The sequence below is a fragment of the Flavobacterium sp. genome (assembly GCF_044368625.1).
Classification (GTDB): domain Bacteria; phylum Bacteroidota; class Bacteroidia; order Flavobacteriales; family Flavobacteriaceae; genus Flavobacterium.
In genome coordinates, this window is the sequence record NZ_JBIPPD010000105.1 from 1 (window position 1) to 11,160 (window position 11,160).

Here is an 11,160-nt window from a genome sequence, read left to right on the forward strand (position 1 = left end):
CTTTGAAAAAATGTTTCATAGAAGTTTTATAAATTAAATCAAACCATTCTGTATTCGTCATATCATTGTAAATAATTTCAGAATTGCTTTCTGCAATTGTTGAAAAGCCATTCATAGTGTGTATTCTGAAATATGCTCCATTATTGTTAGTTCGAACTAATTCGTAAAAGTCAAATGCTTTAGTTTTGTTAGCTAAACCTAAATAAAATGAAATAGTTTTATTATCATCTGAACCTTTAGCAGGATTTTTATCTCCAATTATTAACATTAAACCATCTTTATAATTTTTAAATTGTTCATTCAATTTTGAATTTGGATTGTTGTTTAAAGGTTTTATTATTTCTGCTTTTGGAATAATTTCCATTATTTTTTCACAAATAGTAGTTATTTTGTTATCGTTGATAAATCCAATGCTTGAACTTATTCCATTAGTTTGAACTTTCCTTATAGCATATTTATTAACGTATGGGTCATTTACAACACAACATAATATTTTTGGTTTATTGTTTTCAACATAAATAACAAAATTATTAGCGACTGCTAATTCAATATCATCTTCATTTTTAACATTTTCAATATTATTTGATAAGATTTCGAAAAAGTTATTAGAATTTTCAATTTTTCTTCTGGTCAAACTAAAATTAAATTCATAATTATTATATTCAAATCTGTCTTCTTCAATTTGGTTTATTAGTATGTTTTGTTGTTTAAGAAATGCTTTAAACATTCTAAAAGAAGCTGAATCATTTAAATTTGTTGTTTCTCTGATATTTTGAGCTATTTCTTTACTATTTTCATCATCATTGAGAAACAATGAAGCAACTTCATCAGAAAAACAAAACTTGTAAAACAAAGAGCTAATTAAAAATTTTTCATTTTCAATACTTTCAGTTTCTTCATCTTCAAAATCTTCATCTTCAAAATTATAATTTTGAAAATCATTATCAGTTTCATCATCATCCATATTGTCAAAAACTTGTCTATTTATATTTTTAGCAGCTGTTGAAATTATGTTGTCAATATCATTTTGGGTTACATTGATTTTATCTTGACTTTGATTAAGAAAATTTCTGTAATTATCACATTCTTTATTAATAATTTGTAAAAGAAACATACCTTCTAAAGGTGTTCCTGCCATTGGATTTTTATGCAGATTTTCTTTTAATGAATTTCTTATTTCATTTTCAAGTTTTTCAACTAATAATCTGATGATTGTATTTTTATCCATTAAAATGTTTTTTAGATTTTTTTGCGTTTGCTACTCAACATTACTGCCAACGTTCCGCAGCTACACGAGGTTTGGGGTAAAGTAAGCCTAAAACTTTCGGTTAAAGACTGAACTTTCAAACACAAAACCAAGTTTTAGTTGATTACCGAAACCAAAATCTCGTGTAACTGCTGTTATGCCTTCGGTTTTATTTTTCGGTTTCGCTTCCGCACCGATTTTAAGTCGGAAGTATTTTAAAAATATTTATTATGTCAGAAAAAATTAACTTAGTTATTCCTTCGGAATTTTATGTAAAAATTGATTCTTTGTCTAAACTTTTAGAAGAATCCATTGAATTAGAAAAAAAACTACTTGAACACAATGTGAAAATCTATTTAGTTCCGATAAATGGAAGCCCTGTTCCGTTAATAAATTCAGAAACTAAGTTATGATTTATTTCTTTTACTTCTTCTATTTGTATTTCGGATAAAGAATTTTTAGAAACAAAATCATTTCCTAAATCCTTTAGTTTAATGTCTAAATCTACAAGTATTTCTTTGAATGATTCTAATTGCTCAATTAATCCTTTTAATGAATTAGTATTGTCTGTAAAATTTCTTTTTACCGATTCAATTTCTTTTTCTGCGAGTATTTTATATTCTTTCATTTTTACGTTTGTTTACGGTTCTTTAAACTGAGGCATAACGTTCCGGCGCTTGGCGAGGTTGGGGATTAAGGAAGCCTAAACTTTCGTTTAAACACTGACTTTGAAAGTACAAAACCAACTTTAAATTTAGCCCAAAACCCCAATCTTGCCAAACGCCTGTTATGCCTTCGCCCTTTTTTTGTCCATTTTATTTAAACCGTATTTGTAAATTTAGTTTGAAATTTAATTGTCCATTTTCTTCGTAAATCTTACCGAATTCGTGTCGTGTACTACTTGCAGTTTCTAATTTTGTATTTGTGAACAAATAATCTTCAAATTCATTTCGGTTGTAAATATGATAACACAAAACTTCTCCGTTTTCTTTCACAATCAAATATCCTCCAGTTGCATCTAATTCTCCTGTCCAAACTTTTGAAGGCATCATTCCTAAAGCAATGTCAGTTAGAAAACGTTTGATTTTGTATGAATAAAAAGGATGATTTGTTTCTAAATTATATTCGAGCGGATTTGCAATTGAAATTTTTGATGTTAATTCTAAAACTGATGAAAAAGTTGAAGTAAAAAACAAATGCAAACTTTCAGCAATGATTTTCGGTAAAGCACTATCTATCAAAACAAGATTATTGCCAAAAACAGAACTTTCTGTTTTTTGGAATTCTAATATACCACCTAATTCAGTAATTTTTTCAATCCTATCTTTTATTTTGCTTCTTGTCTCAATTTCGTTTATTTCTAAAATTTGATTTTGGGATAAACCTAAATTGTTAATTTTAAAAATAAAGTTTGTTGTTTTACCAGCATTCAATAGAGTAGAAGCTCCACCAAGTTGTGATTTTATGCTAAAACCAAGTTCAGGATTTGTTCCTGCTCTTTGGTCGTGAATTACAATTCTAATATCACTTTTTACAGATGATTTTGCTTTCAGTGAATGACTGTCAAAAGAGTTTATAAAATTTTCAATTTCGGGAATTGAAAAAGTAGCATTTGTCTTTTCTTTGAGCTTTGTCAAAAGAAAATGAGCTTGCTTTTGAAATTCTAAAACTGATACTCTAATTTCATTTTCGCCATTTTTAACAATCACTAAATCATTATCATAACTAAATTCAAAAGTTCCATTTGTTTCGTCACGAAGCACTTTGATTATTGGAAAAATCAAAGTTTCTATTTTCTTTAAATTGCTGTCGCCTGCAAAAAGTTGTTTGTCAGAAATGACTTTTAGGAGTGTATAAACTTCGCTCCATTCTCCTTTGTTTCCTGTTATCATTTCTTAATTCCGATTAGTTTTAAAATCTCGTTTGCAGTTGCTTGAATAGCTGGAACGGCAACGGAGTTGCCGAATTGTTTGTATGCAGATGCGTCAGCAACTGGAATTAAATAATTATCGGGAAAACCTTGAAGTCTTGCCCATTCTCGTGGTGTCATTTTGCGAATTCCATCACGATTTACAGTTCCTTTTATGTGTGTTGTTGGCGTAAAATCCGTAATTCTGTGGTCTAAAACTAAATTTCTTTCTCTTCCCATTCCGCCAACAACAATTGCGTTGCTGATTGCATCATCAGGAATTATGGCATAACCAAAACCGTTTCCTTTTCCTTCGTGTCTTGCTTTATGATTGATTAAAGTTTGAACATATTGAGTTGAAAGAAAGTATTTTGTTGGTGGAACTTCTTTTTCTTTAATGTCTGAAAAAGCAACTTTTTTATTTGTTGGTTTTGGATATTCAAAACTTTCAATTCCTAAATCATTTCTAAATCCAACAATATAAATTCGTTCTCTGTTTTGTGGAACTCCAAAATCTTTTGCATTTATGATTTGAGGTTCGGGAACAAAATATCCTAAATCATTTCTCAAAACATTTAAAATTGTTGCTAAAGTTTTTCCTCCATTGTGGTTTCTCAAACCTTTTACGTTTTCTAAAAATATTGCTTTTGGTTGTTTTCTTTTTATGATTTCAGCAACGTCAAAAAAAAGCGTACCTCTTGTATCTTCAAATCCTCCTCGTTTCCCAGCAATTGAAAATGCTTGACAAGGAAAACCTGCACAAAGCAAATCGAAATTATCAGGAATAAATGCTTTTGTTTCTTCTTTTGTTATGTCGCCAAATGGTCGTTCTCCAAAGTTTGCTTTATAAGTTCGTTTGGCTTCTTTGTCCCATTCGCTTGTGAAAACACATTTTCCGCCAAGGTTTTGCATTGCCAAACGGAAACCGCCAATTCCAGCAAAAAGGTCGATAAATTTGAATTTAGGATTTTCTAATGGAGGAAAAGGAACGTCAAAAGTGTCAAAAATCCCATATTGTAAAGCTTCTTCGGCTAGAATATTCGTGATTTCTTCTTCAGGATACTTATACTCCAAAATTTCTTTGGTGTATTTTACTGCATCCTTTTTGAAAAATTGTGAAACTCCGTTTTTGCTGTTGTGCAAAAAGTGAGTAATAACCGCTTCTTTGTTGTTTTCAGTTTCAACAATTTTTATTTTGTATTCTTTTTCAAATACTTTTTCGAGCGATATTTTCTCTTTTAATTTCATTATAATTTTTCAATTTATTTTATGATGCTAAAATACAAAAATTATTAGAAATTATTTTCGTTTGTCTTTGATTTTGTTGTCAGCTCAATGTTTGTATGCGGTTCGGTAGGGTGAGGCATAACGTATCGGTGCTATACGATGTGGCGGATTTTCAGCAGAAAGCCCAATACGAAGCACCAAGTTTGAATTAGTAAAAATGTTTAATCGAAGCACGTCAGCCGCCATATTGTATAGCACTTGTTAGCGGCTGCCCTTCTTCACAAATTTTAAAAATATGAATTGGAAACGAGTAAAACAAAAATGGAATTTAGCAAAAATACTTTGCTTGGTAGGAACATCTTTTTGGCTAATTGAAACAACTTACTTTTTAATTGCCTATGGGTGGCATTGGAAAGCTATAAATGAAGCCGAAAAGATGTGTGATAATATTGTCGGTTATTTTTGTACTGGTGGTTTAATACTTACTGGAATAGTAATGATTGACATTATTGAATACTTATTGTCTGATAGTGGTCGCTCTTAGGGTTGCCGCTAACTCGTATATACCCGCTACTTTATAGCGATTATACACCCCATACTGGTTGGCTTGTCGCTATTTATTAGGATATTTAAGTCAAATATATAATTAAAAAGTAAATAATTTCGCGATCCACTCCAAAATCCTCATCTATGGACCTATTCACCTTATCGATGAAGTAAATAACCTCGTTGTTCTCGCTTTTTACCTCATCAATCAGGCTGTGTGGGTGGTTAATCAGGCAATTCCGGTGATTGTTCAGGCTTTTGGCATAATCAGTCAGGCTTTTTAGGTGATTGATGAAGCAAAAAGCCTGGTTTTAATTCACCAATCGAATAATATCAGGCTTTTTGCTTGAACTTGATAATGAGAATATACTTTCTAAAAGAAATTCATAACAAAAACCTCGATAAGGAGGCTTTCATTACAAATGGTTCAGTTAGGGATTTTGGCTCGGTTTTGCTCTCTTTCTTGAAAACCGTGCTTGAAGGTCATCATAAACCGCTCTTGATGACGGAACGCCTTTAGAATTGGCTTCCCGAACTTGGCCATAATACAATAAGGCTTGTTGGAGGGCTTCGCTTCCTGCAAGCATACTTGTATCACTTACATCTGCCACAAGTTGTCTTGCTAACTCTTCAATAGGTTTTAACTGATTTACTACTGTTACATCGCGGTTAAATTCATTAACATCCATGTAGGCTGGAATAAATTCGGGGTTGGTCTCGGTGTACGATTTAGTTTTTTGAACAGTTGCTACCGTTTTGTCGCCCATTTTAAAAAGGTCTCTTCTTTCGTCTGCGGTAAGTCCTTGCATGAAAGGAGCAAGTTCTGCTTTACATTGGTTTAGTTTTGCTAATACAGAAGTGATTACTGCCTCTGGAATTTCAACGCTAATTTGATTTGATACACTCATAATTGTTTTCTTTTAAATTAATGTTACAACAATTTTAGTAAAGAATATCATTACAAAAACTCCCTACAAATGGGTATTTTTTAGTTTTAAATGTTAAAATTTTAATGAGACTTTATTTTTAAAAATCCCAAGCCAAACCAAAAGAAAAAGTAGCAACCTCAATAGCCCCGATTGCAGCAAATATCCTCCCGATTTTTCTTCGGGAGATATTGCGAAAAGCGGGAACATGGAAGCCTGAAAAAGCCCGAATGTTTCGCTCCAAATTTAAAGTCCAAAGGCTTTTTTAAGAAAAAACTTCCATTAAAACCTCCAACGACTTAGGTTTCCTGAAACCGTCCAGATGCAAGGCATAATAGTCGATGATTATTTTGAGTAGTTCCTGTCGCTCTTTGGAGTTGAACAAAACTTGGGTGCTATCAAAACGAAGTTCTAACAATTTTTTAAGCAAATAAGAATTGGAATTATTTAGACAAGTTACGGTTTCAAAAGGCACAAAAACCCCTTCACGCATTTCGAAAAAAGCATAATCCGGATTGGAATTTTCGGGGTAAAATCCTAAAAATTTGGTAGCTTCCATCAATAAAATTAAATGGAAATTAGCTATCTGATTGTTGGTGTCCAACCATAAAAAAGCAGTTTCTAGAAAGGAGAAAAAATCAGGATTCGCCTCTTCTTCATGAATGCTGTGGTGCAACATTTCCGAAAGGAACATCACCATCGTACTTTTAGAAATATCTGAAGCTATCGTGGCATACGGATGACTGATTTTAATCTCTTTAAAATTTTCAAGTGTGCCTTTATTTTTATGCACCGCTTCGATTTCCAATAAAGTCAATGGCTGAAAATAGGCGATTTTATGATTGCCTTTTCGACCGGAAAAAGCATCGCGTACAAAATAGGATTTGAGTCCGTCGGAAAGTGTAAAAAGCTTTACAATCAAACTTTTTTCCTGAAATTTAAGTGCCGATAAAACAATGGCTTTGGTTTTGACTTGCATTGGGATTTGAAATCCTCCCCTAATCCCTCCAATCCCGATGGCAATCGGGAGGGTAACTTGGAGTGGAATTTGGGATTTATTTATTGATATTGAAGTTGATATTGATATTGAAAATTTATCTTATAATCATCACTTTTTTAACGGTCGTTTCTAGTCCGTCTTGTGCGGCAACAAAAATCATGTATACGCCAGAAGCGACTCTATATTTTCCAAAAGCGGTGGTATCCCACTCGATTGTGCCCCCTTCTGAAATTACTTCGTGCACTAGATTTCCAGAAATATCTGTGATTTTGACATTGGCTTTATCCAAAAGTCCCGTAATTTTAACCGTTCCTGCAAAACCAGGTCGCACGGGATTTGGGTATACTTTTACATTCTGTAAATTTTCGCTTCCATCGGTTGAAATACCTTTGTAAACTACAATTCCTTGTGGTGTAGCAAAAAATACTTCCCCTGTATTCGGATTGATGTCGATGTCGTTGATGCTGTTGGAGGGAAGCGGCGAGTTATCAATGGTAAATCTTTGCAGAATTTGCTGACCGTCTGAAGAAAATTGAAAAACACCAGAAGTGGCAGTTCCGACCCATTTATTATTAGCTCCGTCCACTTCAATCGACGTTATAAATTGCTCAAATAATAATTCTTGTGCCACGTTGTCTTCCAAAATAATAATCGGATTTGCTGTCAATTGTCCTTCCGAGTTGTAGCGATCAATACTGGAAAGTACCCGTAAACCTTTATCGGTGCCAATCCACAACTGATTTCGATTGTCAATAGCAATGGTTCGTACATCACGCGAGGGCAAATTTCCATTGTCAGCTCCCTCAGTGATGACTTTGAACACGCCGCCGTTTTCGTTAAAACCAATAACTCCCCTTCTGGAAGCAATCCATTTTGTGTTATTTTTATCAATAAGCAAACCACCAAAAGCGGTAAGTTCGTTAATTACCGTTTCTAAAGAATAACTTTGCCATTGGCCATTTGCCCTCAAAACTTTTAGTGATTTTGTAACCAAATTGTTGGTAAGCCACAAATTTCCAGCTTTATCAAAAACAGGATTGTTTATCCTAATGTCATTGGGATTACCCGCGACTTCGATGTTTTCGATTCCATTGGGGCCGGTGTTGGAAGGAGTAAATAAAGTGGTGGGAACATCATTTTCTAATTTCAATAAGCCCGAAAAATAAGAGGAAATATACACTTCATTATTGTTATTTGGGTTGACTGCAATGTCCGATAAGGCTTTTGCTCCTAAAACTTCGTCTGCCGGAATATTTAACCATTGTTGATCGGTAAGTTTAGAAATTCCAAATAAAGCAAGAGGTCCAAACTCATATTCATAGGGATTATAATTGGATGCATATCCTCCAAAAACAACCCAGAGATTTTCGGTAGAAGCGTTGATGGAGAAAGCACTGTTTCGAATAGGTCCATCGGGTAAAAGGAAATTAAAATTTGTTGCTCCAGTTAGGGGTGTGGTAACTACTCCATATTCAGTGGTTCCTATATATGCTTTAGTTCCAATGATGGTTGCACAGGTAAATTTAGGCAAAATGGTTTGCTGCAATTGCACATCGTTGACGCTGAAAATGGGTGCCAATTGTGCATTGTAAAACAGCACTTGATTTGGAAATGTGAGTGCCAAATTATTTTCCGTGGCACGTAAATCAACGGACGATTGCGGAAATTGAATAAAGGGCTGAAAAGTAGCGTTATTAAATCGGTTTAAGTTTCCATTAGAATTCATGGCTACCAATTCGTTTCCAACTGTTGCGATGCCGTTCCAACCTCCGGAATTAATTTCTGTCCATTCTGAAAAGTTGATCAAATTTTCGCTTTCAATATTTGCGCGTCTAATTCCATTAAACGTGCAAGAAGCATAAATAAATCCGTTAAAAATGGCCGTTTGATTGACCCGAATTTCAGCACCATTGAAGCCGATGAAATAAGTATCGCCAAAGAGAAGTGTGGTCAAATTAAATTGAACAATGCCGAAATCGCAGGACAAATAGGCAATACCTTCGTATTCGGTAAAATGATTGATTTTTTTAAGATTAGGTGGAAGCTGTTTGTTAATGATATCCACCACTTTTTTTATCGTCCCGTCCGATTCATTAACTACTATTAATAAGCCGTTTTCATAGCCAATTAAAGTTCTGTTAAATGTAGGACTGTGGTACATCGCCGAAATGGTTTGACCCGACAATCCATCGACTGTATTGGTGGTTTTGATTTCATTAGTAACATTACTTTCGGAAAATAACGCATTTTCTGAAGCGGCAAAAAATTGGGTGGGAGATTGCGAAATATCTTTAATATCACTGTAGGAGAAATAGCCCTTCCAGGATTGATTGGTTTGTCCTAATCCTGTCGGAATTACTAAAATAGCGAGTATGGCTACGAAAAGGTATTTCATTATGTACTAATTAGAGTTGCAAATATACTACAAACGAAATTGTTGGGCTTTTAATTATATGCACAACCTTATTTTAATTTTTTACAAAAAAAAACCGAATCTGAAATTTCAGATTCGGTTTAAATCAACTTATATTGTTTTTATTAAACAGCTCCTTGAGCCAACATTGCATCTGCAACTTTAACAAATCCAGCAATATTAGCACCTTTCACATAATCCACTTGTCCGTTAGAGTCGGAACCGTATTTTACACATGAAGCATGAATGTCTAACATAATTCTTTTTAGTTTTTCATCTACTTCTTCGCTTGTCCAGCTCATTCGAAGTGAGTTTTGAGACATTTCCAATCCAGAGGTAGCAACTCCACCAGCATTTGACGCTTTTCCTGGTGCGAATAAAATTTTAGCGTTTTGGAAAACGGTAACAGCTTGCGGCGTACAAGGCATATTCGCTCCTTCAGAAACACAAATACAGCCGTTGGCCACTAGTGCTTTTGCTTCGTCTTCATTTAACTCATTTTGAGTAGCACAAGGCAATGCAATATCCACTTTAACTTCCCATGGACGTTTTCCAGCCACAAATGTAGCATTTGGATATTTATTTAAATAATCGCTTATACGACCGAAATTTACATTTTTGATTTCCTGAATGTAGGCTAATTTTTCAGCGTCAATTCCGTCAGCGTCATAAATATACCCACCAGAATCGGACATTGTAACTACTTTTGCACCTAATTCCGTTGCTTTTTGAGCTGCAAATTGCGCTACGTTTCCAGAACCTGAAACCGAAACCACTTTACCCACAAACGAATCTCCTTTGGTTTGCAACATACTTTGAGCAAAATACACGTTTCCGTATCCAGTTGCTTCCGGACGCATTAACGAACCTCCAAAAGAAATTCCTTTTCCAGTAAGTACTCCTGTAAATTCGTTACGAATTCGCTTATATTGACCAAACATGTATCCTACTTCTCTTCCGCCTACACCAATATCTCCCGCAGGAACGTCCAAATTAGCGCCAATATGCTTGCACAATTCAGTCATAAATGCTTGACAAAATTTCATAATCTCATTATCTGATTTTCCTTTTGGGTCAAAATCAGCTCCTCCTTTTCCTCCACCCATTGGCAAAGTAGTCAAGCTGTTTTTAAATGTTTGTTCAAAAGCAAGGAATTTCAAAATACTCAAATTTACAGATGGATGAAAACGAATTCCTCCTTTGTACGGTCCAATGGCAGAATTCATTTGAATTCTGTATCCGCGATTTACCTGAATGGTTCCCGCATCGTCCAACCAAACCACTCGGAAGGTAATCACACGTTCTGCTTCAACCATACGCTCTAAAAGCATCTTGTTTTGATACTTTTTGTTTTCTTCAATAAACGGAATTACAGTCTCAGCAACTTCGTGCACTGCTTGTAAAAATTCTGGCTCGTTAGGGTTTCTTTTTTCAACCGCTTCAAGAAATAACTTAATACTTTGTGACATGATTTTTAGATTATTAACGTTTAAGAAAACGTTTTCGTTTTAAACGGCAAATATACTTTAAATAAAGATACTTTTAAAATTATTTGCATCCAGAATATCATTTACAACTTCATTTTTTTTGGATTCTCTTGTGCTTACTTTCGTACAACAATATGGAATTGTTAACTATCTAATTTCGTTACAAATAAAAACTAGTTGTGCTTTATAATTTTTTATATTTGCTTTTTATAAATGAAAATTGCTCTTATGAAGGCTTACAAGAATGTATTGCAGTTCTTTTTTCTTTGCACTTTTACTTTGGCGCAAGCACAATACGGCAGAACCTATCAAGAAATTGGTATCATGGGTGGGCCCGTTTTTTTTCAGGGGGATTTTGGAGAAAGGGGTGATTTAGACAACACTATCAAAAACGTGGGCTTTTCAG

At 34.0% G+C, this 11,160-nt stretch carries 9 protein-coding genes and 1 pseudogene; 2 read left to right on the plus strand and 8 right to left on the minus strand.

The annotated features are described in order from the left end of the window. The 4 genes from ACIQ2X_RS09245 to ACIQ2X_RS09260 form a co-directional block, all read right to left on the minus strand. Positions 1 to 1,228: hypothetical protein (locus ACIQ2X_RS09245; protein ID WP_396178644.1), on the minus strand; the 1,228-nt coding region annotated here is incomplete at its 3' end. Positions 1,229 to 1,598: 370 nt separating this feature from the next. Continuing rightward, complete coding sequence (locus ACIQ2X_RS09250) at positions 1,599 to 1,874, minus strand: hypothetical protein (protein ID WP_396178645.1); 276 nt, start codon at positions 1,872 to 1,874, stop codon at positions 1,599 to 1,601. Positions 1,875 to 2,061: 187 nt separating this feature from the next. Continuing rightward, a complete protein-coding gene (locus ACIQ2X_RS09255; RefSeq protein ID WP_396178646.1) occupies positions 2,062 to 3,138 on the minus strand; it encodes an HpaII family restriction endonuclease in 1,077 nt (358 codons plus the stop codon). Further along, on the minus strand, positions 3,135 to 4,403 hold the full coding sequence (locus ACIQ2X_RS09260) for a DNA cytosine methyltransferase (RefSeq protein ID WP_396178647.1): 1,269 nt from the start codon (positions 4,401 to 4,403) through the stop codon (positions 3,135 to 3,137). The genes ACIQ2X_RS09255 and ACIQ2X_RS09260 overlap by 4 nt, the downstream gene beginning before the upstream one ends. A gap of 274 nt (positions 4,404 to 4,677) precedes the next feature. Between ACIQ2X_RS09260 and ACIQ2X_RS09265 the strand changes: the two genes are divergently transcribed. Further along, complete coding sequence (locus tag ACIQ2X_RS09265) at positions 4,678 to 4,926, plus strand: hypothetical protein (protein WP_396178648.1); 249 nt, start codon at positions 4,678 to 4,680, stop codon at positions 4,924 to 4,926. A 433-nt stretch (positions 4,927 to 5,359) separates the two neighbouring features. On the opposite strand, the gene ACIQ2X_RS09270 is transcribed toward ACIQ2X_RS09265, so the two are convergent. The 4 genes from ACIQ2X_RS09270 to gdhA form a co-directional block, all read right to left on the minus strand. Then, positions 5,360 to 5,836: a hypothetical protein gene (locus tag ACIQ2X_RS09270; RefSeq protein ID WP_396178649.1), complete on the minus strand. Its 477-nt coding sequence runs from the start codon at positions 5,834 to 5,836 to the stop codon at positions 5,360 to 5,362. A 283-nt stretch (positions 5,837 to 6,119) separates the two neighbouring features. Further along, entirely contained in the window at positions 6,120 to 6,833 is a 714-nt protein-coding gene (gene recO / locus ACIQ2X_RS09275) for a DNA repair protein RecO (protein ID WP_396178650.1), read from the minus strand. A gap of 115 nt (positions 6,834 to 6,948) precedes the next feature. After that, entirely contained in the window at positions 6,949 to 9,249 is a 2,301-nt protein-coding gene (locus ACIQ2X_RS09280; protein WP_396178651.1) for a two-component regulator propeller domain-containing protein, read from the minus strand. A 143-nt stretch (positions 9,250 to 9,392) separates the two neighbouring features. Continuing rightward, positions 9,393 to 10,736: an NADP-specific glutamate dehydrogenase gene (gdhA, locus tag ACIQ2X_RS09285; protein ID WP_396178652.1), complete on the minus strand. Its 1,344-nt coding sequence runs from the start codon at positions 10,734 to 10,736 to the stop codon at positions 9,393 to 9,395. Positions 10,737 to 10,967: 231 nt separating this feature from the next. Between gdhA and ACIQ2X_RS09290 the strand changes: the two are divergent. After that, positions 10,968 to 11,160, plus strand: a pseudogene (locus ACIQ2X_RS09290) (hypothetical protein); the annotation flags it as partial.

What these genes read in the sequence shown, in the direction of transcription:
- ACIQ2X_RS09250 (WP_396178645.1), bottom strand. Translation starts at nt 1,874, where the DNA reads ATGAAAGAATATAAAATACTCGCAGAAAAAGAAATTGAATCGGTAAAA.
- ACIQ2X_RS09255 (WP_396178646.1), bottom strand. Translation starts at nt 3,138, where the DNA reads ATGATAACAGGAAACAAAGGAGAATGGAGCGAAGTTTATACACTCCTA.
- ACIQ2X_RS09260 (WP_396178647.1), bottom strand. Translation starts at nt 4,403, where the DNA reads ATGAAATTAAAAGAGAAAATATCGCTCGAAAAAGTATTTGAAAAAGAA.
- ACIQ2X_RS09265 (WP_396178648.1), top strand. Translation starts at nt 4,678, where the DNA reads ATGAATTGGAAACGAGTAAAACAAAAATGGAATTTAGCAAAAATACTT.
- ACIQ2X_RS09270 (WP_396178649.1), bottom strand. Translation starts at nt 5,836, where the DNA reads ATGAGTGTATCAAATCAAATTAGCGTTGAAATTCCAGAGGCAGTAATC.
- recO (WP_396178650.1), bottom strand. Translation starts at nt 6,833, where the DNA reads ATGCAAGTCAAAACCAAAGCCATTGTTTTATCGGCACTTAAATTTCAG.
- ACIQ2X_RS09280 (WP_396178651.1), bottom strand. Translation starts at nt 9,249, where the DNA reads ATGAAATACCTTTTCGTAGCCATACTCGCTATTTTAGTAATTCCGACA.
- gdhA (WP_396178652.1), bottom strand. Translation starts at nt 10,736, where the DNA reads ATGTCACAAAGTATTAAGTTATTTCTTGAAGCGGTTGAAAAAAGAAAC.